The sequence below is a fragment of the Shewanella sp. M16 genome, from assembly GCF_018224605.1.
GTDB lineage: Bacteria > Pseudomonadota > Gammaproteobacteria > Enterobacterales > Shewanellaceae > Shewanella > Shewanella oncorhynchi.
The window spans coordinates 90,027-112,381 of the sequence record NZ_JAGTUL010000017.1 but is presented as its reverse complement, the minus strand read 5'-3'; the positions used below and the strand labels follow the sequence as shown (position 1 = coordinate 112,381).

Below are 22,355 nucleotides of genomic sequence, written 5' to 3'. Positions count from 1 at the left end.
CTAACACATTAGGTTATGAACGGCAGACTTGATTATAAAGATTCATTATTGCGAGTCTGCCGCTTTAGCCTAATAGCGTCAGCCCTAGGCATATGTTGCCTATATGCGGCCCCCACACAAAACCTTGATGAAGTGAAGATAACTTCAACCCTAGAAAAACATTACGGCGAACGTGCTGGAATGCGAGCAAGGGCTTGGTTCAAAGTGTTATCGGAAGCGAGTACGCTAGATGAAAAAGAAAAGTTATTGAAGGTGAATAACTTTTTTAATTTATTCCGTTTTGTGGATGACAGTAAATTATGGGGAGACTCGAATTATTGGGCAACGCCGATGGAGTTTATTGGTGTGAATGGCGGTGATTGTGAAGACTTTTCGATCGCAAAATACTTCACCCTACTCCAACTTGGTGTTCAAGAGGACAAGATGCGGATCACTATGGTTAAAGCCACTACGGTTAATCAATACCATATGGTATTGGCTTACTATGAAACACCATCATCAATTCCTTTAGTGCTCGATAATCTTGACCATGAAATAAAACCCGCCACAAAAAGAAAAGATCTACTGCCTGTTTATAGCTTTAACGGTAAACAGTTATGGCTCAATAAAGAGCAAGGTCGAGGCGTACTGGCAGGGTCCTCAAAACGATTAGAAAAATGGAACGATCTTAACCATAGATTAGGTGTTGACCGTCTTAGGCAACCAAAATTAAAACTGGAGTAGCACCAAAAATGACACTGTTTAGACAGATTTATTCGCTGCTTTTTAGCCTGTTCTTGCTTGTAGTTGCAAGCCTTGGCTATGTGCAATTCACTGAGACTCAAAGCTTTTTAACAAAGCAAATGGAGTCCGATCTAAACAATGCCAGCACTTCACTCGGTCTAATGCTTACCCCAGCACTCGAAGCTGGCGATACCGCAGCGGCAGAAACCTTAGTGAATGTTATTTTTGAAGGTGGTTACTATCAAAATGTAAAATTGACTTGGATGGTCGATGGTAAGCAACAAGAGTGGAATAATCCTTTAAAAATTGAAGATGTCCCTCAATGGTTTATAAATCTAGATCTGTTTAAAACCATCAAAAAACAAAGCACTATCACCTCAGGTTGGCTGCAGCTAGCACAGCTTGAAATCACTGCTCATCCTGGTTTTGGTTATCATGAACTATGGCGAATCATGTCCAATACCATCATCGCCTTTTCACTACTTTTTCTCGTTGCTATTTTTACAGCAAGAGTAGGCTTAACATGGATATTGAAACCTCTCCACACCCTGTCTGAACACGCGAAAAGTATCGCAGCACGCCAATTTGGTCCAGACATGGCACTACCCAAAACAACCGAATTAAAAGACTTAGTGACTGCATTTAACAGCATGTCAGCTCAATTGAAACAAGTGTTCCATTCTCTTGACGAAGAGGTTGGCGCGTTACGTAAGAAGAATCTTGTCGATCCGGCGTCAGGCCTGCCTAACCGCCAATATGTAGTAAGCCGTTTAAATGGTTGGTTAAGTGAACCTAGCAGCGGCGCTTTATTCCTCGCCAAGCTCGACTGGCTCGAAGAAGTGCACAGTAAATATGGCTATCAAGTTCGAGATGAAACCATACGGATCCTCGCAGAAAAGTTTCAACAACAATTAAACGAAATAACGCCTTCGGTCATAGGGCGTATTGCAGCCTATGAATTTGCATTTTTAGTGACCGATGTTGAACACGATCAGATCAGCAAATATTTACAAACACTTATCCGTACCATCAATCAAGAAATGTCAAAAGCAGGCTGTAAGCCCAACGAAGACTTTGCTATCGGTATTGCGGAACGTATTGGGCAAATGAATGTGTCGGATATTTTGGCCCAAGCCGACAATGCCCTTCAAAAAGCGTTACAAGAAAATAAAACCTTCCACTGGTTTGAAACCACAGAGCAGCAATTATTCACCCGCGAGCAATGGCGCGATAACCTCAGCCATGCTATCAGCAATAAGAAGTTTAAGTTTAGATGGCAACCCATCCAATTTTGCGATGGTGATGGCATAGCGCAACGGGAATTGTATTGCCAATTAGAGCTTGGTGATCAACTCGCCCATGCAGGGCAATTTATGCCGTATATCGAGTTATTATCACTTGGTGCCTTACTCGATAAATGCTTAATTGAAACTGTCTACGAGCAAAAACTGCTCGAGCGGAGCTATGAACCGCTCGCAATTAACTTAACCCACCAAAGTATTAACGATCCTCAGTTCCATGAGTGGCTAAATCAATTTTTGCGAAATGCCACATTTATTGAGCGCATCTGCTTCGAAATCCCTGAGGCTGGTGTTTATAGTGATCTTAAGTCATGCCAGCACTTATGTAACATCATTCGCGATAACGGTGCTAAGTTTGGTATTGACCACTTTGGTCGTCAGTTTGGCTCTATGTCTTATCTACAGGAATTAAGACCTAGCTATGTGAAGCTGGATCAATCCTTCGCCTACTATGATGAGACACACCACAATAGCGAATTGTGCCGCGCCCTAATCAACGTAGCAAAAGGATTGGACATTCAAGTCATAGTGACGGGTATTCAAGAAAAGGCTCAGCTAGAACGTTTTAACGAGCTTAGAACAGATGCCTATCAAGGCTTTATCGCCCCGCCAGTGAATCTTGATTAAGCCGTATTCTTAAGAAGTCATTTTGCAAACAAAAAAGCTTCGTAAGGAGCTTTTTGTTTTTCTACGGTTGAGTGACTATGCCAATACAGTTCTGCAAGTCTGCCAGGTGTAATTAAGAACTGTAGCCAACTTCTATACTCATTGAGGATGCGCTATCAAGCGACAACAAACATGATAATGTCAGTGAGTAAGTTCCATTTCGCCAATGCAAAAAAGCCTCAGTGTATTCATTAATGAATGCTGAGGCTTTTCTACTTATTTGGTCGGTGATAGAGGATTCGAACCTCTGACCCTCTGGTCCCAAACCAGATGCGCTACCGGACTGCGCTAATCACCGTAAATTTTGCACTATTGTTTACATACGCTTTAGAAGGTTAACCCTCTCGTCCACTTTCATCCAAAACATCAGGATGCGCTATCGGACTGCGCTAATCACCGTAAAATATTAACTATTACCTAACTTACATTAAGCTCGCTAGTCATGCGAAGAATTTGGTCGGTGATAGAGGATTCGAACCTCTGACCCTCTGGTCCCAAACCAGATGCGCTACCGGACTGCGCTAATCACCGAGAATGAAAATCTTTATATCAAAGTAAATGAATGGGGTGACTGATGGGGCTCGAACCCACGACAACCGGAATCACAATCCGGGACTCTACCAACTGAGCTACAATCACCACTGATTTTCACTTACTTTGCTAACCTTAAAGCTCACAACTCTGTTCGGAAGTGGTGCGCCCAAAAGGATTCGAACCTTCGGCCTCACCCTCCGGAGGGGTGCGCTCTATCCAGCTGAGCTATGGGCGCTCGCCTTGGTTAGCGCCGCATATACTAGGGTCAAATCCCCTTTGAGTCTATAGCTGTTTTGCACTTTTTTTACTGACTGCTCAAGTTTTATCACATTAGCTGACTTTTAAAGCGGAATGCAGCCAAAATATGACTTGGATGTTACAGTATTTCATGCTAATTATAGACTTTGGTAAAAGCAAACATATATTTAACTAGTGAGTATCATGTTTAAGGATGAAGATGAAACTGGCCAGCCGCGTGTGAGTGAAACTGAACGCTTACGCAAAAAAATTATTCGCTTAAAACAATTAGCGCATAAATATAAGCATGCTGAGATCATTCAAAACGCATTACTCGAAATATCCAATATTGCGACCCATGCTTCTTCACTCGAAGAATTCTATGTCGGCGTACATAGCCATCTAAAACAGCTGATTCCCGCTGATAATTTTTTTATTTCAACCCTAGATACTCACACAGGTGAACTTGCCATCCCCTTTTTCGCTGATGAGAAAGATGCCCATCCAGCGGAGCTTTATCCTGAACAATCACTATCTACATTATTACAGCAAGGATTAACAGGCTACGTACTCAGAACTGGGAAAGCGTTGTTGTGTAACAATGACACAGTCAATGAACTGATTGCCGCTGGAGAAATTGTTAATTTAGGTTCTCCCTGTCATCTGTGGCTGGGCGTGCCCATCAAACAAGATGACATAGTAACGGGTGTGTTAGTGGTGCAAACCTATGACACAAACATCAGTTATGGTGAAATCGAACTCGAGTTAATGACGTTCATTTGTCACCATATTGCTGGGGTAATGGAACGGCTAAAACATCAAGAACAATTAGAACAAGCTATCCAGCAAAGGACAAAAGAACTCAGCCAAGCCTACGATAAGTTAAAACTAGAAGTCTATGAACGGCGTAGAGCTGAACGCTTACAAAAATCACTGTTCGAAATCGCCGAGCTAGCAAGTTCCAGTGCAGACAACCCAGACTTTTATGCCCAATTGCATAATGTTATTCGACACCTCATTCCCGCCAACAATTGCTATATCGCGCTTTTGGATGACACAGAAACCCACCTCACGTTTCCTTTTTATGTATCGCAATTAGCCAATAAGCACCCAGGCACTCGGCCGCTACAAGACGGCTTAACCGAATATGTGCTCAAACATAAGCGCCCACTATTGCTAGATCAAAGCAGTATCAATGCATTAATTGCCTCTGGTGAGCTGTATTCCCAAGCACCAGCGTTAAATCATACTCAAACCATGCATCAGTGGATCGGTATTCCGCTTTTTATCCATGATCAGGTTCGTGGTGCGTTAACGATTTACAGTTTTAGCATGACACAGAATTACCAAGTTAAAGACTTAGAATTACTGACATTTGTATCACAACATATAGGCTCAGCTATCGAGAAAAAGCTGTCCGCAGAGTCCTTACAACGCAGTTATGAAGAGCTAGAAGAAAAGGTTATTGATCGTACCAAAGCATTAGCCGAACTGAATAAAAGTCTTGAGAAAGAAATTCAACAACGCCGTAGTATGGAAGCCAAGCTAGTTCACGATGCCAAACATGATGCACTTACAGGCCTGCCTAATCGCGCTATGTTTATGGAGCGTTTATCTCAAGCGATCAAGCATGTTCGTCGCCATAGCTTAGAACAGTTTGCCCTACTGTTTATCGACCTCGACCGCTTCAAACAGATTAACGACACTATGGGACACCTAGAGGGTGATAAATTCTTAATTGAGACGGCAAGCCGCCTCAAGTCCTGCATTCGTGATAACGACACCTTAGCGCGACTCGGTGGCGATGAGTTTGTGATACTGCTCGATAGCATTAACAACATCAACGACGCGAAAGATATATCAGAAAGAGTGATCCAAAAAATATCCCAGCCCTATCGACTTGGCACAATGGAATTTAGTTCTGGAGCCAGTATCGGTATCACCATCAGTGGCAAGCACAGAATTGATACCAGTGAATCTATGTTACGTAATGCAGATACTGCCATGTATCAGGCGAAAGCCAATGGTAAAGGCTGCTATGTTATTTTTGATGATAACGCCCAACATCAGGCCATGCAGGATGTCGAGTTAGAAACTGAATTTAGACATGCATTACACCATGCTGAAATCCAGCTTAGTTACTTACCAGTAGTCAATTTTAAAACAGGTCAAGTGCATGCATTAGAAAGCCGCCTGTTCTGGCAACATCCGCAACGTGGGCTCTTACAGCAGGAACAACTTAGCACGCTTGCTGAACAGTCACACCTTACCGTTGAGCTCGATAAATATACGATCAGCATCATAGATAGCAGCTATCCCCAACTCCTCAAGCAATATGATGAATCTGTTGAATTACATGTCATGCTTTCGAGCCAACATCTCAAGCATAAGCATGTACTGCGCAGTTTGAAAAACACTCTCAAGCAAACCCAGTTAAACCTGAGCCATTTGTGGTTATTCTTCAATGAAAAAGCCCTAGTGCAGGAAACTGAAAATCATATCAATGGCTTTGAATTGTTGCAGAAACTCGGGGTAAAACTCGGCATCAGCCAATACGGTAGCGGCTATAGTGCCTTAAATAGCTTATTGTTTCTGCCGATAAAAGGCTTAAAACTCGATGCCAACCTCACCAAACAAATACAAGGCGAGCAACAGCTTAAGTTAATGTCTGCCTATCAAAAAACGGCATCAACCTTAGAACTGCAAACCTTTGTCGATGGCATTGATAACCCTGAACAAAAACGTATCTTCAGTGAACTGGGTTATCAACTGGGTCAGGGGGCTGCTTTAGCCGACACTTTTACCTTATGTGAAACCCAATCACAGAGCTGTGCTCAGCTCGAATATGCCTAGTAAAAAATAAGTAGCTGATTTAAAAGAATAGTAAGCGAAACCGCTCGCTATTTTTTAAACATATCTCTTAAGCTAGAAATATTTGCCCGCCCCGTTTGCATCCGTTCCTGTTCCGTTTGTTGTGGCTTACGATTTTCCCACACCACATCATCTTGAGGTAACTCAAGTAAGAAACGGCTTGGTTCACAACGCATGGTTTCACCAAATTGGCGCCTTTCGCGGCAGAGGGTGAACCAAAGCTCTCGTTGAGCTCGAGTGATACCCACATATGCCAACCGACGCTCCTCATCGACGTTATCTTCGTCTATGCTGGTTTGATGGGGCAAAATACGCTCTTCTACTCCAACCATAAACACGAAGGGAAACTCTAAGCCCTTAGAAGCATGCAAGGTCATCAACTGCACCTGATCGCCGCCTTCATCCTCACTATTGCGCTCCATCATGTCCCTGAGCGTCAATCGAGTCACCACCTCTGGTAGAGTCATAGCTTCATCTAACTCATCACCCGCGAGCATCTCAGTCACCCAACGGTAAAGCTCTGAGATATTCTTCATCCGCATTTCAGCGGCCTTGGCACTGGTGCTGGTTTCGTATAAATAATCTTCATAATTGATCTTACGGATCAAATGCTTCACCGCCTCGACGGGTTCACCACGTTCGGCATGATCCCCAGTCTCCACGATAAAACGACCAAACTGATACAAAGATGACATAGCCGCAGGCGGTAAATGATGATTCAGTTCAGGCTCAAAAATCGCCGCAAACATAGAAATATGCTTCTCGTTGGCAAAATTACCTAAACGTTCTAAGGTTGATGGACCTATGCCACGTTTAGGCAAATTAACGATGCGCAGGAAAGCATTATCGTCATCGGGATTCACCACGAGCTTTAGATAGCCCATGATGTCTTTAATTTCAGCACGAGCAAAAAATGACGTACCACCACTCAATTTATAAGGAATACGGTTCGTCATCAGTGCGCGTTCGAGTAACCGTGATTGATGGTTGCCCCGATACAGAATCGCATAGTCGCCAAACTGAGTACGGCCGACAAACTTGTGCCGCACAATTTCGGCAACAACACGTTCAGCCTCTTGCTCCTCATTGGCGGCAAACAGCACCCGCAACGGCTCACCATAGGCAAGCTCGCTAAACAGGGCTTTATCGTAAACATGGGGATTATTAGCGATAAGAATGTTAGCAGCCCGTAGGATCCGCTGGCTAGAACGGTAGTTCTGCTCCAGTTTAATCAGCTTAAGCTGCGGAAAATCTTTACCCAATAACACGAGGTTTTGTGGCTTAGCACCGCGCCATGAATAGATAGACTGATCGTCGTCCCCCACCACAGTAAAGCGTGCCCGATCACCCACTAACAGCTTTACCATTTCATATTGGCTGGTATTCGTATCTTGATATTCGTCCACCAGCAAATATTGGATCTTGGTTTGCCAGCGCGTCCGCACTTCTTCATGGTGGCGCAACAATAGGGTTGGCATCAGGATTAAATCGTCAAAATCTAAAGCGTTATAGGCTTTCATATGTTGAGCATAACGCTGATACAACATAGCAAATAAGTGCTGTTGCTCATCTTTAGCGATTTTGCGTGCATGCTCGGGAATAATTAAGCCACCCTTCCAGTTTGAAATCGTACTGGCAAGCGCTTTGAGTAAATCTTTATCTTCATCCAACTCGTCTTGGGTTAACTCTTTGAGCAGTGCCAAGGTATCTTGATCATCAAACAGCGAAAAACCCGGTTTTAAACCTAAGACCTTATGCTCGCGTTTAATGATCTCAAGCCCTAAAGTATGGAAGGTTGAAATCCACAGACCTCTGGCTTCCTTGCGGCCCATCGACTGAGCGACCCGCTCTTTCATCTCGCGGGCAGCCTTATTGGTAAAGGTCACCGCCGCGATATTACGCGCCTTATAGCCACATTTTTCGACCAAGTAAGCGATTTTATTGATAATTACGCGCGTTTTACCACTACCCGCACCCGCCAAGACTAGGCAAGGGCCTGAAACATAATGAACAGCATCGTTTTGGGCGGGATTGAGTTTCATCTTTGCGCAATATCCAAACAAGTCGACAGAAAGGGATGGGATCATAGCAGAATCGACAGTTTTAAGGCTAACAAATCCCCGCTTAGGTTGAGCAGAACTCAACTCTGTAGATAAGCTTCTCCGTGATATAAACCCCAACAACAGCCAACTAAAGTGTTCACGCGTCTGCTTTACTTTTGAAAGCTAACGTACTGAGTTACAATCGAGCTATTCAGTAAAGAGGCGGACAAGATTATGATCAATCCAAAGAAAATCGAAGAAATGGCGAAACAATTGAGCGAAAGTTTGCCCAGCGGTCTAAAGCAATTTGCCGGTGAATTTGAAGAGCGCAGTAAGCAAGTACTGCAAAATCAATTGCTCAAGTTGGATATGGTTTCCCGTGAAGAATTTGATGTGCAGCAACATGTACTACTGAAAACCCGCGAAAAATTAGAAGCCCTACAAGCTCAAGTCAATGAGTTAGAAAAAAAGCTCAACGCGGCGGGCTAACTTATCATGCATGTTTGAAAGAGCACAGTTAGCGATAGCGCAGCTGTGCTTTTTGTTTTTAACACTTCAAGCATTGAGTCACTTGGGGAAATAATGCAACAACTCGCCAGCTATATCCTTGCTATTGAAAGCTATCCAAGCCCTGTCTACGTGGTAAGCCAATCAAACGAGCAGCAAACCTATCACGATGATAATGTGGAGATTTGTGAGTCCATAACGCTTTATCACTTCGATAACGGGGTTGTGATTAGCAAGCTAAGCGAGCAAGATAAACAAGCTTATGAGTCAGACATGGTTTGTGAAGATTATTGGCTCAGCTATCGGGTTGTAACAGCTCATATTGCGATTTCGCCGCAGCAAAAATCCTTTAGCAATCTATGTCAGCAAAGCTTTTGGCTTAAGATGCAGCAAGGGCTGGCAGTAAAGCCACCGCTGCAACCAGAGCATAAACAGACTTAATGCTTTAGCGTCGAACAATCAAGGAATGAAGCTACAATGGATGTCACAATCAGCACACACTATCAGGACTATCTTCTTTGGGGATTATTGTTGCTTGGTGGCCTGCCGCTACTCACTTATCCCGGTGTGCTTCTCGCCAGTTTGATGGGACTGGCCAGTCAATCAAGCATTAAACCCGCTTTTATCTATCGATTGATGAATCAGTGTTTTCTATGGGGAAGCCTAATTTATCCCGCCGTGTATATCCCCTGTTATCGCATTACTAGCGATAGTGCTGCGACTTCTTCATCTTTAGTCATTGCTGCGTTGCCACTGCTGTATCTAATCTTACTGTATGGCTGCTTTAGCTTTATGGATGCTCCAACTAAAGAGACAAATAGTTAAAGCTTTTGTTGGCGAGCATACTTTTGCTTAAGGCCTTTATGGTTAGCCTTAACTAACTTCCAGCGGTCACAGCCATTGAAACGAGCATATTCACTGACTGCGATATCAAAGGCCGCACAGAAATCCTCATCTAAGCCATTCACCATCATGCCCTCTTCTAAGGTCAATTGCTGTAATAGCAATAGGTTAGCTTGGCGATCGGCTTTAACATCCACGCGGCCAACAAAAGTGTCGCGCCACAGAATCGCTAAAGAATAATAACCATACTGACGCTTTTCGGCTGGGACATAGACTTCAATTTGATAATCAAAATCAAACCATTGCTTTAATCTTTGCCGTTGGATCAATAAATTATCGAAGGGATTAAGCAGCCACACTTTATTAGGTAATAGTGCATTTAGCTGTAATGAAGGGCGATAAAAGTAGCTTTGGCCCGCCGTCTTAAAACACGCTAATAACCCGTGAGCTAACAACTCTGCCAATTCTTGGGCTACTGCTGATTTCATACCTTTGCGTAAATAAGCCATTTGCGCCGCAGTACCGAAGGCGTGGGCATCGAGATAACGATCAATCAAATAGCGCGTAAACTCACTATCTGTCGGTGCTTTGGCATTTATATCTTGTGGCAACACTCGCGCGGTAAGATCGTAAACCTTTTGAAATTTCTCCCGCCGCACCACCATCAACTCACCACGCATAAACAGCTGCTCTAGGGCTTTCTTCGCGGGCTTCCAATCCCACCAGGTACCGTTTTTAGCTTCACTATGTTCGAAATCACTGGCCTTGAGTGGCCCTTCTGCAAGGATTCGCGCCCGCACTTCCTGCATTATTTTATCGTCGGGCTCAAACCAATGCTTACCGCCATTTTGCAGCTGCTGTTTACGCTGCAAACTAAAACGGTAATCGGCAATCGGTAAATAAGCTGCCGCATGGGACCAATATTCGAAGACCTCTCCTTTGGCTAGAGCCATATCGAGCATCTTTGGCTGATATTCTGGCATACGACTATGCAGCACATGATGATGCGCTCGCTCAACCACGTTGATAGAGTCAATTTGTACATAACTGAGACGTGAAATTGCCTCGGTGACAGAGGTATATGGTTGCAATAATCCTTGCTGCTGCATATTTAATTGCAGCCACTCGCGAGGTGAAAAGGGATTAGACATCGATTCTCCAAATTCAACGACAAGCAAATACCAAACCAGAGTAAAAAACATAACATACTGAAAATAAAAGCATTTTGCACACTATTCAATGAGTAGGTTTGTGAAATGTACGCACAAGTCTACTCACTAGGCAGTATCTTCGGATAACATAAGCCATTTATACCTTAACGGCTATCGGTTTACCTGCCCGTTAGTTTCACGACTCGAAATAGAGCCTATCTGGCATAGGCTCTTCATTAAGGATTGATGATGAATATCTACTATCGCCAAGCACAACTCTGCGGCCGTAAAACGGGTAATGGCACTAAGCTGCCATTTTTGATGAATATCTTGTATTCACTTGCTGCTAAAAATGGCGATCACCAGCCCTTTTCAATGGATGACATTAACGCCGTACTGTTTAATCAGCATCAGTCGATTGGTTGCTCTATCGAGGCGCCGCTACCGATAGTGAGTTGGCGCACCGAAGCGATAGAGTATGAGTTATTTAAAGGCGAAGAGCTGGTGTACCTGCCCCAATGTATCATCTTTAGCAATGGCGCCATTGCCTATGTCATTGTCGTCATGGGTGATGAGTATGAGCTACGTATTTGGCCTGATTACAGTAACCGTGATCGAGAAAAACACCACTGGTTTTCCCACCATGCCGTAGTCTATTCCGCAGAACTTGACGTCTTTAAACAAAGCTTCGAAGCACTGCTCAAGCATATTAAAAAAGAAAATGACTACGAGAAAAAACACCCCAAATTTAGCAAAGACACCCCACTATCAGATTCATAAACTTGAATAATGAGTATAGGTTTAGCGGCAATCGCCATAATGTTGCCACTATTGATCAGCAACTTGCCCGCAACTTTTGTAAGAAAATCTGTTTTAATACCAGCCGTGATACCGAGTTAACTCTGCACAATCTTAGCGGATAAGTCTCGGTCGTATTTCATAGGGAATGAAATTCAATGTTCAGCATTATTTTCTGGGTACTCACCCTACTTAGTTTGGCCTTATTTGGTAGCGCAGCCTATTTAGTGGTGCGCGCACTCCTCAAAAAATTTAATCGAAGTCAAGGAATCGATATGTCAGCACAAGAACCGTTGGCAGTAGCCACCGCAAAGGGAACTGCATTAAAAAACACCACCTTATTAAAAGCCTTAACCATTGGCATACTGTCAATCCTCGCGTTGATCCCGCTGGGGATCATTATGGATATGACTTCTGATCGCCAAGCCCTTTACCACAGCGTTGTCGATGAAATCGGCCGTTCATGGGGTGAGCAGCAAACCCTCTCAGGTCCTGCGCTGGTGATCCCTTACAGCTATTTTGTGTTACAAGAAGAAGTCAGTAACGACGGTAAAACTCGCCATGAAGTGAAGCGTACCTATCAAGATGAGCTAGTGATCCTACCGAAAAAGCTCACCCTCGACTTAGACCTAAAACATGATTTTCGCACCCGTGGCATTTATCAATCGCTGGTGTATAACGCAGCTCTACAAGGTCAGGCCGACTTCAGCCTTAACCGTTATGATATTCCTAACCTTATCGCCTTCGATAACAAAAATGCCCGGTTAGTCTTTGGGGTGTCATCGAATCAAGCAATTGATAAAGTAGAAAAAATTGAAATCACCGGTGAATCGACATTACTCTCTGGATCACTGATGTCGGGCACGGGGTTAACCACTGGCGGTTTAGAAAAAGGCTTTAATCAAAAGATCCAAGTCAGCGAAGCGAGTGATTTTAGTGTGGATTTTGCCATGACACTACGCGGCTCTCAGTCTATCAGCGCATTGCCACTAGGCGAGCAAACGCTAATCAATATTCGCGCCGACTGGCCGCATCCAAGCTTTAAGGGATTATTACCCGCAGAACGGGACATCAACGCGCAAGGCTTTACTGCAAGTTGGAATATCAGCCACTTAACCCGTAACTATCCACAAGAGTTTATTAAGAGTAATCAATCGACTCTCACTGAAGTGTCGGCCAATGCGATTTTATTCGAACCAGTGACTCACTACGGCAAGATTGATCGCTCGGTAAAATACGGCCTACTGTTTATCGTGCTGACTTTTATCATGTTGTTTATCTTCGAAATCGGACAAAAAACCAGCCTAAGCACGATTCAATATGTGTTAGTCGGCAGCGCCATGGCCTTGTTCTATTTGCTACTACTCTCGCTATCTGAGCATCTAGCCTTCTTGCATGCCTATTTAATTGCCGCCTGTATTCCCGTGCTGTCGATATCGGCTTATGTAGGGAGTGCCACAGCAAGTATTAAGCGCGGTGCATTAGTGGGCATTATGCTGGTGAGTTTATATGCCGTGCTGTACTCGATACTGCAACTGGAAGATTACGCCCTATTGATGGGTTCAGGTTTACTGTTAGTCGTACTGTTGATTTTGATGTTCGTGACTAGGCATCACCCTAAGAACACGGCGCAATAGCGCCCTACCGATCCACCCTTGAAGACCCCCGACAGCGCCATCTTTTGCTGTCGGGATTTTTTTATTGGCAAAACCATTGCCGCGTTGTAGCCTATGGCGTTTTATGAAGAGGCTTATATTTTGACCCATAGCGTCTATCTTTTACGCCGTTTAGGTTTAGCTTGGATACTGTTGGCAACCATTCCGGGCTTACTATTACTGACACAGAATCAGCTGTTTCCACTGATCGATCTGCACTCTACCTTAGCCAAAACCTTATATTGGATTACCATGACTGGCACTGCACCCTATGGCGTCGCAACAGTCTTGTTTGTATTGGCGATCGTCTATCGTCATATGCCTAAACCACTCTTTATAAGTTTATTTTTTGCCATCAGCCTCAGCCAAGTTATCAGTTTAGGCTTAAGCCACACCCTCAAATCCTATTTTAAAGAACCCAGACCTAATCTCGTTTTTCTAGCAGAACAAGCACTGCCTAAGCATGAACCGCTTTCACTCGATGCCTTTTATCAATTGGATAAACAGTCACGTTCAAAGACAATTGCCAATGCACTCGATGGCTTGATCGCTGCAGAACCTGCCTTGAAACTCGACTCACGGATCCATCAGCATTGGGAAAATGAAATCGGCTATTCTTTTCCTTCGGGACATACCATTTTTGCTGTGACGCTAGTGCTTACCGCCAGCTACTATTTGCTACTCGCTGGATTACCTAGCTTAGTCATGGCGTTATGGAGCTGGGGATTTTTGATGGGATTAAGCCGTATGCTGCTTGGCATGCATTGGCCACAGGATGTACTGTTTTCAACCTTTTTAGCCGCCATCATCAGCGGATGTAGCGTGTTCTTTGTCAGTAAGTTGCGTCCACTCTCGCATGCGTTTGCTAAAGGATCTGAGCGCTAACGCTGTTAATTCAGCGTCTGGATTTGGCTGTCGACTCACATACGACAGCTTCAAACACTATGAAGTTAAATACTTAGGCATTGCTAAGCACTGCCTAAGTATTTTGCTACTAGAGCCTGATAAATTCCATTGGCCTTAATTCTAGCGAGCCCTTGATTGAAAGTATCCCGCGCCACTGAGTTGTGGAACACCATTCGATAGGATGTTGGGGGGAAAATAAAGTGGTAGCTTAATGCTTGCTGGGTATCAACATCATCCTCAACGAACTTATTCAGTTGAGCGAATATATAACGATCGGCAATCACAGTATTAATGCGACCTAAGTACAACATACGGTTCTGGCTTAATTGGCTATCGACTTCACGATAAATAGTCTGTTGCGCTACGGCATTAAACTCAGGGCCAAGTAAGAAGCGAGCATTTTCAAAAGCGGCGACACTGTACTTTTTAAGATCCACAATACGTGTTATTTCAAGGTGTTGTTCGGCCAAACTGATCGCCACATTGGTATATTCAACATAATCATTGGACCAATAACCATCAACGCCATTTGCAGGGTTCATCGTCATCACAGCATCTAATCGATCTTTATTGAAATATAAAACTTGGCGTTTACGAGAGTAGAATTTAAAGTTGACTGGCTGCCCCATTTCCTTAAACGCGGCCTTAATAATATCGATCTCAAGCCCTGATTCAGCATCTTCGATAATATAAGGCGGTCGATTTAGAGCGCTACCAATGGTTAACGATGCAGAAAATGCATAAGTCGGTAATATGAATAAGCAGATTAGCAACAAACTCAAGCGCATACAGTGTCTCACTCTTATTAGTATCATAACAATAGCGGTAAATAACGGGAGTTCCAAACAGCACGACTCCCAAAATCTCTATCCGTTATCACTGTCACAACCTTAAAATGTCTCATTTGATCAAGATTTTTGGCAAAGTCCGCTAAGACTGGCAAACTAGAGGCTGACTCAGTTAAACCTAAGCTTTCAATGACAGACACTCACCCCTACAAACTCGATCAACTCGATTTAACGATTCTGCGCTTACTGCAAACCCACGGCAGATTATCGAATCTCGAACTGGCCAATAAAGTCGGACTATCGCCATCTCCTTGCTCGCGCCGTGTTAAAGCCTTAGAAGAAGCGGGTTATATTGCCGATTATGCAACGCGTCTGTCGGCGGATAAGTTCAACCTGCATTTGACCGCGTATATCCATGTTCGAATGGAGAAACATACGCCGGCGATTCTCAATCAATTTGAAACCAATGCACTCGCCTACGAAGAAGTCCAAGAATGCGCGCTGATCACTGGCTCAGAGGCCGACTACCAACTTAAAGTGCTAGTACAAGATATGACGCACTTTCGCACTTTCCTGTTAGATAAACTCACGACCAACGTGCATATCGCAGGGGTGCATTCCAGCTTTGTCCTCAAAAAGGTTAAGGACCACACGGCCATTCCCTTAGGGCACGTCAACATTCAAGCATAAGCCAACACTCAACAGTCACAGCAAACACCACAAACAAGACATCGGCACAAGTAACAGTCATAGCACAAAATAGCGGTTAGACATCTGCCATACGGTATTTTTTGACCATAAGATCACAATTCAATGAATTTTTATCATCGCAATGATTCGCCAAATCTCGACCATCCGCCGCACCTGATAGCAATAAAATCTCGCACAAAACAGATAGGCAGCACACAACATTAACTTATAGCCAAAAAACGATAAATTATTGCCAATTAACACCAAATTAACGCACTAAAATTGCGTTGAAATCCTAATTTATCCGCCTAAGATACGCCTTCTTTTTACGGGAGGCACAATGCAATCGGCCAATACAAGTTCAACTAACCACTTCAGCTCACGCTTGGGTTTTATCATGGCGGCCGCAGGTAGCGCCGTTGGCGTCGGCAACATTTGGGGATTCCCCACCCAAGCAGCCACCCATGGTGGCGGCGCCTTTCTACTGGTGTACCTAGTGCTGATTTTCATCCTAGGCATTCCCATGCTGATGGCCGAACTTATGATAGGTCGCCACGGGCAAACCAACCCCGCCGATGCCATGGGCAAACTCGGCTTCAACTCGCTCACCCGCGGTTTAGGCAAGACCATAGGTTTGCTTTCCATAGTGACAGCGGGATTGATTTATACCTTCTACAGTATTCTCTCCGGCTGGTTTGTCAGCTTTGCCATCGCGCCTATCGCCACAGCCTTTGGCTCGAATGATACCGCCGCTTGGCTAGTGGATTTTTCGCTGTCACGTAATCTGGTGTTTACACTGATCTTCAGCACGCTGGTTTTTCTGGTATTACTGCAAGGCGTGCAAGAAGGCATAGAAAAATGGTCGAAACGCTTAATGCCGTTATTACTGATCATGCTGATCGCGGGCGTGGCGTATATCTTCACCCTAAATGGTGCGAGCGAAGGGATAAGCGCGCTACTAACGCCTAACTTTACCAAGGCACTGGCGCCAGATACCTTGATCAGCGCGCTCGGACAGACCTTCTTCTCCCTCACCATAGGCACAGGTGCCATGATGGTGTACGGCAGTTATCTGGGCCAAAAAGAGAATATTGCCAAACTGACCGTCTGGGTTGCCTTTACCGACAGCGGTATCGCCTTTCTCGCCGCCTTTTTAATCATCCCAGCCATGTATGTCGCCCAGCACAATGGCGTGCAGATTTTTAACGCTGAGGGCAAGTTACTCGATTCGGATGCATTGGTGTTTACTGTCTTACCCGCGTTATTTTCGACCTTAGGCGATACGGCCAACCTTATCATCAGCGTGATTTTCTTTATTCTGCTGATCATCGCAGGCTTAACCTCGGCCATATCCATCGCCGAAGTGCCGACTAGCTATGTGATGCAAAAATTCGGACTCAGCCGCCAACGCGCCACCTTGATCATAGGCCTATTACTGACCTCATTATCCCTATTACTGGCGGTATTTTTTGAGACGCTATTTAGTTTCACCGTCACGCTGACCACCCAAATCGCCCAGCCGCTGGTCGCCCTCGGTATTGCGGTTTACTTAGGTTGGATTTGGCGCCAAACCCAGCTGCTCAAGGCAATTCGTGGGCAGGAAGGCGTCGATAGCACAGGACTTTTTTGGCGCATTTGGCCAAGGTATGTGAAGTATGTTTGCCCTGTGCTGATTATCGCCATAGCCATCAGACAATTTGTGTAACCCTTTGAACAACTAAAAAATCCCCGCTAAGTGCGGGGATTTTTTATTTAGCAATTGATGCACTAATTAACTACTTTAAAATAATCAGCAAAGTCTTGCTGCCGCCAATAGTGAATGCGATGACAGCCGGATTTTTTCAATCTATCGATGACGTTGAACTGTTAGGGTAAGGCTGGATTGAAACGAAAGGGGATGTAAACAGCAGCCTTAAGAGATTAAGGCTGCTTTAAACACTGAGCTGATTACTGTTCGATACCCACAATTAACCAAGGTGAATTGGCTTGTGTTACGTTACGCTCTAAATGCCAGATTTCCTTAATGTCCTCTTCTACGCCTTCAACAGTATCGCGATAGCGGCCGCTAAATTTAACACTCACTTCCGCAAGATTTGCATTGTGTGTGGCGCGGACAAGTTCTGCATCCAAAAACATCACTTCTGTGTGCTGATCGCCAACTAACTCGCGACGTTGGTTGCTGAGTTCATTGTAAAGATCAATAGAAACATAGTCTTGGATTTTGCTTAAGTCGTTTTCATTCCAAGCCAATTGTAGAGTTTTGTAATGACTGCGAGCGCCTTCCAAAAAGCCGGGTAAATCAAAACCCGCAGGTAAATTAAAGGGCACATCACTTGTCGCTTGGCCAAAACCATTGCTGCCGCTGTTTGCATTGGTAGCAAAACCTGTTTGTTCAGTCTGTTGGCGTTGTAGATTAGGACTTGGCTGACTCGTCCCTGCATAGGCAGGTCTTGGCTGCGCACCCGCTTTTGAGGCCATCACAGTACGGACGATTTTGAATAGCACGAATGCCAGCAAACCGATAATCAAAATATCCATGATTTGAATATTTTCAAAACCACCGCCCATAAACAGCGCAGCCAATAAGCCACCTGCTAATAAACCGCCTAACATGCCGCCCATCATACCTTTTTTGCCCGGTGCTCCCGCTGGCGCAGTAGTCGGTGTGTTGGTCGCCGCTGGTTGAGCCGGAGCCGTTTGGTGACTCTTGCCGATAGACTTACTACCGCCGAATTTTTTCGCTTCAACGACAGGGCTAGTAACTAAGCTAACCGCAAAAATCATCGCCAGCATAATAAATAACTTTTTCATTTATAGGATCTTGTTCGTGTAATCTGAGGTGCTGCCATAATAGCGGGATGACATTATATGTCAATTAGCAAAAAGCGAAGGCTGATTGTCCTGTGCATATTTAGTGAGTTCCGATTAAGCACTGTCATTCCTGTAACTCACAGGCTTTAGTTATAAAAAAAATTCGACGAAGAGTACCTCAAAAGATGTGTATGTTCTGACTCTGTGACGTAAGAAGTGATTAAGCACTGTCATTCCAGTGACACGCAGCAAGCACATCCCTGTGTGCTCGACCGTGACATCCCTGTCACGAACGGTCACTTACATGCCAGTGCTTAATTCCGTTAACTATCATGTATCCTGATAGCCAGAACTACCCGAAGTCCAATGCCAAGATCGAGTTAACCACCTCCATAGACATATCTTTTGAATCAAGATTCAGAATAATAGCCATGAAGAAAAGATGTACTTCCCTATTTATCCTGCTATGTTGCAGTTTAATCTTGGATGTCCAGATTCATCGAAAATAACATTAGCTCTACACTTGGAATGTCTAAATGAAAAGATTACTTATAGCTATCATCAGTATTCTGTCTTCAACCCAAGCAATTGCAGAATTGAACATCACTGAGCCTTTTCAAGCTTGTAATTTAATGTCCGAGATTGGTTTAAAAACTGGTGGTTGGAAAAACCATTATGAGCAAGAATACGGATGTTCTAGTCCATATAAAGATATTGGAGAGGCATTTCCACTTCCAAATAATATTGCTTTTTATGCTGAAGGCGATAGAGATTCAGTAAAACTAGTTAAGCTTGTTCTAAATATTAATGACCCATCTTCTGAAACCATTGCAAATGAAGTACTACAATATACAGCATCAATTCTTATTCCTAAAATTTCAGGAGAAATGTTGTCTACCTCTATCCAAAGTGCAATTAGTCATGGAAATAATTTTTCAGAAAAAATTGGCACATCTATGGTTAATGTAGTTAGAGAAAACTGGCCGACTGGAAAAGGTTATGAAATTAAAGTTATCATTAACTAGAAGATGCTCATCAGCTAAATAATCAACCCTAAGTCAATGCCCTTTAATAGGAAACCATAATGCATCCAATGAAATACTTGACCAACGTCATCAATTTCCTCACTGTTTTGCATAGAGATTACAGACTACGGTTTCTCAAATGCCATCACCGATTAATCCGATGCCTTCTCTACTTAAAAATCTAGCATTACTTGAATATCCAATTAAATGACGCTATGTTGCTCTTTTATCTTGAATGCTAGATTGATCAATAGTAAATAATTTAAACTATTTTTGCAGTGTGGATTTATAGGGAGATAATTATGAGAATCACTGGTGTTATTTTATTTTTATTGCTCACAGGTTGTCAACCTAACGACTCAGACTTTGATACTAAAGTAAGTGAATTTAAAGCGACTGAATTAGGGGCTGATATTGCTAATAGTCGATTCATTCCTCCATACAATAGTTTTGATCCATTGATTGAGTATACAAAATGGTGCAACTCAGTCTTATGGGCTCAACAGTCTGCTGAGGAGAATTCAATTGATTTAGCATTTTTAAGAGAGGAAGTTTTTGTAATGACACCGCCAGAAATTATCGGCGCTAAAGGATTAGTAAATGAGTTCGTTGAGCGTAGCGGTGGTGTAGACTCTCTTTATCCCTATATTCATGGGGATGCTGCTTATCTTATGAAACCTTCTCGTTTAGCGATACCTGTTATTAAGAATATGTTAGATAACTACCAAAAAAGCGCTAGTTTTCAAAAGATGATTGAACTTAGTAAGAAGATACCAAAAAAGTCAAAGTCCTTCACTAATGCTGATAATTTATGCTTTAAAGCAGACATGTTGACTGGCATTTTAGGTGGGGAAAGCCGCTCAAGGAGTGTTATTAGTGAAGTTTCAGAATTAGTTCGTAAGAATACTTTAGCAAGCCGATAAATCCACATTGTTGGTATTCGGTAGTTTTTACCTAATTTGACCACGAATGCCGCAGGATACGATTTCCCTGCGAAGTTGCAGCGGGGCGTTGGAATAAATTGCGTGAGTCTCGGCATGCCCCAAAAAACTCGGACATACAAAAAGCACTTGGCATTAACAGTCAACACCGAGGCTACAGAAGTTCACCTCCCCTCGGAGTTGCCGCAGGGCGAATAGACAAATTGCGTGAGTTCGGTCATGGATGACCGACTAGCTTTCGCAGGTGCAGGGACGCATCCTTCGGAAGCGATAGCAAATTTGGCTATGAGCACAAGGGGCTTTCAACTCCGTTGGGGGCGTCTTGGAGAATCCAAGGAGGATAGGACGAGCAGTCCTCCTTGGTCGGGTGTGGGGTGAAGCCCCACGACCTTGATTCACCTCGGCCGTAAGGCCGCAAACATATAGACAGCCAACATTAAAACTCAATTATTACACGCACTTTCCATCCGATGAATCATCGGAAGAAAGTGCTCGACTGATGCCGCCGAAGATGACATTCAAGAAGCCGATACCGACATCTTTTTGTCGCTCATCTGCGCTGCCCGTATCGTGGCCGCTCGCCTCACGTATACTTTGATTATTGTTGGTTCCGCGCACAAAATCGCAGGAGACATTGCTCGTATTATTCACCGAGCAGGCACTGAGCAAAGCGATCATTAGCCCGCAAAAGGCAAGGCGTAATCTTGGCATATTAGTTCAACACCTCTTCTAATGCCTTGAGGCATAAGGCGACATTTTCACGACGGGCACCAAAACCCATGAGGCCAATGCGCCATGCTTTACCCGCAAGGGCGCCAAGGCCGGCGCCGATTTCGAGGTTATAATCTTTGAGCAAACGAGCCCGCACCGCGGCATCATCGACACCTGCAGGAATATAAACTGCGTTAAGTTGTGGCAGACGCGAATCTTCGGCCACCACAAAATTTAGCCCTAACTTTTCCAGCCCAGCACGCAGCACTAAGTGCATCTCGTGATGGCGTTGCCACGCATTCTCTAAGCCTTCGGCCGCCAACATACGCAGGGATTCATGCAGTGCATAAAGCGCATTCACTGGCGCAGTGTGATGGTAACTACGTTTGCCGCCCGCGCTAGTCCAATAGGCCATCACTAAGCTTTGATCGAGGAACCAACTTTGCACTGGGGTCTTGCGATTCTTGAGTTTTTCGACGGCAGCAGGCGAGAAAGACACGGGCGATAAACCCGGTACACAGGAAAGGCACTTTTGACTGCCAGAATAAATAGCATCTATGCCCCATTCATCGACTCTTAACTCAACGCCGCCAAGGGAAGTCACCGCATCAACTATGCTCAAACAGCCATAGGTTTTGGCTAATGCGCACAGAGTTTTGGCATCGGACAAGGCGCCAGTTGAGGTTTCGGCGTGCACAAAGGCTAAAAATTTGGCATCGGGATTGGCTTTCAGTGCCGCTTCAACCGCTGCAGGATCAACAGGTGTGCCCCACTCATTGTCCACCAGCACGGCAATGGCGCCCATACGCTCGACATTTTGGCGCATACGCTCACCAAACACACCGTTACGACAGACAATCACCTTCTCACCCGGCTCGACTAAGTTAACGAAACAGGTTTCCATGCCCGCACTGCCCGGCGCTGATACCGCCATGGTCATTTCGTTTTTAGTTTGGAAGGCGTATTGGATCAGGCTCTTAAGCTCATCCATCATGCCCACAAACAGCGGATCTAAGTGGCCAACTGTAGGTCTGGACTGCGCCGCAAGCACTTCGGGATAAACATCCGACGGGCCAGGGCCCATTAAAATACGGCGAGGAGGATTAAAAGCGGTAAAACGCGGTGCTGGTAACATCATGTCTCCTTAATGCGTGT

19 protein-coding genes and 4 tRNA genes are annotated in these 22,355 nt (G+C 44.3%); 13 read left to right on the top strand and 10 right to left on the bottom strand.

Annotated elements, in window-relative coordinates:
• Nucleotides 1-15 precede the first annotated feature (15 nt).
• On the top strand, nucleotides 16-723 hold the full coding sequence (locus tag KFE26_RS13070) for a transglutaminase-like cysteine peptidase (RefSeq protein WP_105250450.1): 708 nt from the start codon (nucleotides 16-18) through the stop codon (nucleotides 721-723).
• A gap of 8 nt (nucleotides 724-731) precedes the next feature.
• Nucleotides 732-2,651, top strand: a complete 1,920-nt coding sequence (locus KFE26_RS13065) for an EAL domain-containing protein (RefSeq protein WP_105250451.1) — start codon at nucleotides 732-734, stop codon at nucleotides 2,649-2,651.
• Nucleotides 2,652-2,911: 260 nt separating this feature from the next.
• On the opposite strand, the gene KFE26_RS13060 is transcribed toward KFE26_RS13065, so the two are convergent.
• From KFE26_RS13060 to KFE26_RS13045, 4 genes are all read right to left on the bottom strand, one after another.
• Nucleotides 2,912-2,988, bottom strand: a tRNA-Pro gene (locus KFE26_RS13060).
• Between the two features lie 156 nt (nucleotides 2,989-3,144).
• Nucleotides 3,145-3,221, bottom strand: a tRNA-Pro gene (locus tag KFE26_RS13055).
• A gap of 32 nt (nucleotides 3,222-3,253) precedes the next feature.
• A tRNA-His gene (locus tag KFE26_RS13050) sits at nucleotides 3,254-3,329 on the bottom strand.
• Nucleotides 3,330-3,382: 53 nt separating this feature from the next.
• Nucleotides 3,383-3,459, bottom strand: a tRNA-Arg gene (locus KFE26_RS13045).
• Between the two features lie 206 nt (nucleotides 3,460-3,665).
• Here KFE26_RS13045 and KFE26_RS13040 point away from each other — a divergent pair.
• Nucleotides 3,666-6,314 (top strand): diguanylate cyclase domain-containing protein, encoded by a 2,649-nt coding sequence (locus tag KFE26_RS13040; protein WP_212600652.1) that lies wholly within the window; start codon nucleotides 3,666-3,668, stop codon nucleotides 6,312-6,314.
• A 47-nt stretch (nucleotides 6,315-6,361) separates the two neighbouring features.
• On the opposite strand, the gene rep is transcribed toward KFE26_RS13040, so the two are convergent.
• Nucleotides 6,362-8,374, bottom strand: a complete 2,013-nt coding sequence (gene rep / locus KFE26_RS13035; RefSeq protein ID WP_212600651.1) for a DNA helicase Rep — start codon at nucleotides 8,372-8,374, stop codon at nucleotides 6,362-6,364.
• Between the two features lie 234 nt (nucleotides 8,375-8,608).
• Between rep and ubiK the strand changes: the two genes are divergently transcribed.
• The 3 genes from ubiK (at nucleotide 8,609) to KFE26_RS13020 (ending at nucleotide 9,706) form a co-directional block, all read left to right on the top strand.
• On the top strand, nucleotides 8,609-8,863 hold the full coding sequence (gene ubiK / locus KFE26_RS13030; RefSeq protein ID WP_006083441.1) for a ubiquinone biosynthesis accessory factor UbiK: 255 nt from the start codon (nucleotides 8,609-8,611) through the stop codon (nucleotides 8,861-8,863).
• A gap of 93 nt (nucleotides 8,864-8,956) precedes the next feature.
• Complete coding sequence (locus KFE26_RS13025; protein WP_212600650.1) at nucleotides 8,957-9,322, top strand: hypothetical protein; 366 nt, start codon at nucleotides 8,957-8,959, stop codon at nucleotides 9,320-9,322.
• Nucleotides 9,323-9,358: 36 nt separating this feature from the next.
• A complete protein-coding gene (locus tag KFE26_RS13020; protein WP_198573141.1) occupies nucleotides 9,359-9,706 on the top strand; it encodes a hypothetical protein in 348 nt (115 codons plus the stop codon).
• On the opposite strand, the gene KFE26_RS13015 is transcribed toward KFE26_RS13020, so the two are convergent.
• A complete protein-coding gene (locus tag KFE26_RS13015) occupies nucleotides 9,703-10,875 on the bottom strand; it encodes a winged helix-turn-helix domain-containing protein (protein WP_212600649.1) in 1,173 nt (390 codons plus the stop codon). The genes KFE26_RS13020 and KFE26_RS13015 overlap by 4 nt on opposite strands.
• Before the next feature lie 249 nt (nucleotides 10,876-11,124).
• On the opposite strand from KFE26_RS13015, the gene KFE26_RS13010 reads away from it, so the two are divergent.
• From KFE26_RS13010 to KFE26_RS13000, 3 genes are all read left to right on the top strand, one after another.
• Nucleotides 11,125-11,655 carry a hypothetical protein gene (locus KFE26_RS13010; protein ID WP_212600648.1) on the top strand — a complete coding sequence of 177 codons (531 nt, stop codon included), beginning with the start codon at nucleotides 11,125-11,127 and terminating at the stop codon, nucleotides 11,653-11,655.
• Nucleotides 11,656-11,831: 176 nt separating this feature from the next.
• A complete protein-coding gene (gene creD / locus KFE26_RS13005) occupies nucleotides 11,832-13,310 on the top strand; it encodes a cell envelope integrity protein CreD (protein ID WP_212600647.1) in 1,479 nt (492 codons plus the stop codon).
• Nucleotides 13,311-13,403: 93 nt separating this feature from the next.
• The gene (locus KFE26_RS13000; protein ID WP_212600646.1) at nucleotides 13,404-14,213 is read left to right on the top strand and encodes a phosphatase PAP2 family protein; all 810 of its coding nucleotides are present in this window, start codon (nucleotides 13,404-13,406) and stop codon (nucleotides 14,211-14,213) included.
• 83 nt (nucleotides 14,214-14,296) lie between these two features.
• Here KFE26_RS13000 and KFE26_RS12995 read toward each other — a convergent pair whose 3' ends face one another.
• Nucleotides 14,297-15,022: an ABC transporter substrate-binding protein gene (locus tag KFE26_RS12995; protein ID WP_212600645.1), complete on the bottom strand. Its 726-nt coding sequence runs from the start codon at nucleotides 15,020-15,022 to the stop codon at nucleotides 14,297-14,299.
• A 189-nt stretch (nucleotides 15,023-15,211) separates the two neighbouring features.
• Here KFE26_RS12995 and KFE26_RS12990 point away from each other — a divergent pair, with 189 nt between their 5' ends.
• Together KFE26_RS12990 and KFE26_RS12985 are read left to right on the top strand one after the other, a co-directional pair.
• A complete protein-coding gene (locus KFE26_RS12990) occupies nucleotides 15,212-15,712 on the top strand; it encodes an Lrp/AsnC family transcriptional regulator (protein WP_113940869.1) in 501 nt (166 codons plus the stop codon).
• A gap of 340 nt (nucleotides 15,713-16,052) precedes the next feature.
• The gene (locus KFE26_RS12985; protein WP_212600644.1) at nucleotides 16,053-17,417 is read left to right on the top strand and encodes a sodium-dependent transporter; all 1,365 of its coding nucleotides are present in this window, start codon (nucleotides 16,053-16,055) and stop codon (nucleotides 17,415-17,417) included.
• 242 nt (nucleotides 17,418-17,659) lie between these two features.
• On the opposite strand, the gene KFE26_RS12980 is transcribed toward KFE26_RS12985, so the two are convergent.
• Nucleotides 17,660-18,523, bottom strand: a complete 864-nt coding sequence (locus tag KFE26_RS12980; protein WP_212600643.1) for a Tim44 domain-containing protein — start codon at nucleotides 18,521-18,523, stop codon at nucleotides 17,660-17,662.
• Between the two features lie 536 nt (nucleotides 18,524-19,059).
• Between KFE26_RS12980 and KFE26_RS12975 the strand changes: the two genes are divergently transcribed.
• Nucleotides 19,060-19,548, top strand: a complete 489-nt coding sequence (locus KFE26_RS12975) for a hypothetical protein (RefSeq protein ID WP_212600642.1) — start codon at nucleotides 19,060-19,062, stop codon at nucleotides 19,546-19,548.
• A 302-nt stretch (nucleotides 19,549-19,850) separates the two neighbouring features.
• Entirely contained in the window at nucleotides 19,851-20,471 is a 621-nt protein-coding gene (locus KFE26_RS12970; protein WP_249195724.1) for a hypothetical protein, read from the top strand.
• 468 nt (nucleotides 20,472-20,939) lie between these two features.
• On the opposite strand, the gene KFE26_RS12965 is transcribed toward KFE26_RS12970, so the two are convergent.
• Both KFE26_RS12965 and KFE26_RS12960 read right to left on the bottom strand, forming a co-directional pair.
• Complete coding sequence (locus KFE26_RS12965; protein WP_212600640.1) at nucleotides 20,940-21,200, bottom strand: hypothetical protein; 261 nt, start codon at nucleotides 21,198-21,200, stop codon at nucleotides 20,940-20,942.
• A gap of 1 nt (nucleotide 21,201) precedes the next feature.
• Complete coding sequence (locus tag KFE26_RS12960; protein ID WP_105250467.1) at nucleotides 21,202-22,335, bottom strand: pyridoxal-phosphate-dependent aminotransferase family protein; 1,134 nt, start codon at nucleotides 22,333-22,335, stop codon at nucleotides 21,202-21,204.
• Nucleotides 22,336-22,355 lie beyond the last annotated feature (20 nt).

Excerpts from the sequence above, each read along its gene's own strand:
- creD (WP_212600647.1), top strand. The coding sequence starts at position 11,832 with ATGTTCAGCATTATTTTCTGGGTACTCACCCTACTTAGTTTGGCCTTA.
- KFE26_RS13010 (WP_212600648.1), top strand. The coding sequence starts at position 11,125 with ATGAATATCTACTATCGCCAAGCACAACTCTGCGGCCGTAAAACGGGT.
- KFE26_RS13025 (WP_212600650.1), top strand. The coding sequence starts at position 8,957 with ATGCAACAACTCGCCAGCTATATCCTTGCTATTGAAAGCTATCCAAGC.
- rep (WP_212600651.1), bottom strand. The coding sequence starts at position 8,374 with ATGAAACTCAATCCCGCCCAAAACGATGCTGTTCATTATGTTTCAGGC.
- KFE26_RS13015 (WP_212600649.1), bottom strand. The coding sequence starts at position 10,875 with ATGTCTAATCCCTTTTCACCTCGCGAGTGGCTGCAATTAAATATGCAG.
- KFE26_RS12985 (WP_212600644.1), top strand. The coding sequence starts at position 16,053 with ATGCAATCGGCCAATACAAGTTCAACTAACCACTTCAGCTCACGCTTG.
- KFE26_RS13065 (WP_105250451.1), top strand. The coding sequence starts at position 732 with ATGACACTGTTTAGACAGATTTATTCGCTGCTTTTTAGCCTGTTCTTG.
- KFE26_RS12995 (WP_212600645.1), bottom strand. The coding sequence starts at position 15,022 with ATGCGCTTGAGTTTGTTGCTAATCTGCTTATTCATATTACCGACTTAT.
- ubiK (WP_006083441.1), top strand. The coding sequence starts at position 8,609 with ATGATCAATCCAAAGAAAATCGAAGAAATGGCGAAACAATTGAGCGAA.
- KFE26_RS12965 (WP_212600640.1), bottom strand. The coding sequence starts at position 21,200 with ATGCCAAGATTACGCCTTGCCTTTTGCGGGCTAATGATCGCTTTGCTC.
- KFE26_RS12975 (WP_212600642.1), top strand. The coding sequence starts at position 19,060 with ATGAAAAGATTACTTATAGCTATCATCAGTATTCTGTCTTCAACCCAA.
- KFE26_RS12960 (WP_105250467.1), bottom strand. The coding sequence starts at position 22,335 with ATGTTACCAGCACCGCGTTTTACCGCTTTTAATCCTCCTCGCCGTATT.
- KFE26_RS13000 (WP_212600646.1), top strand. The coding sequence starts at position 13,404 with ATGGCGTTTTATGAAGAGGCTTATATTTTGACCCATAGCGTCTATCTT.
- KFE26_RS13070 (WP_105250450.1), top strand. The coding sequence starts at position 16 with ATGAACGGCAGACTTGATTATAAAGATTCATTATTGCGAGTCTGCCGC.
- KFE26_RS12980 (WP_212600643.1), bottom strand. The coding sequence starts at position 18,523 with ATGAAAAAGTTATTTATTATGCTGGCGATGATTTTTGCGGTTAGCTTA.
- KFE26_RS13040 (WP_212600652.1), top strand. The coding sequence starts at position 3,666 with ATGTTTAAGGATGAAGATGAAACTGGCCAGCCGCGTGTGAGTGAAACT.
- KFE26_RS12970 (WP_249195724.1), top strand. The coding sequence starts at position 19,851 with ATGAGAATCACTGGTGTTATTTTATTTTTATTGCTCACAGGTTGTCAA.
- KFE26_RS12990 (WP_113940869.1), top strand. The coding sequence starts at position 15,212 with ATGACAGACACTCACCCCTACAAACTCGATCAACTCGATTTAACGATT.
- KFE26_RS13020 (WP_198573141.1), top strand. The coding sequence starts at position 9,359 with ATGGATGTCACAATCAGCACACACTATCAGGACTATCTTCTTTGGGGA.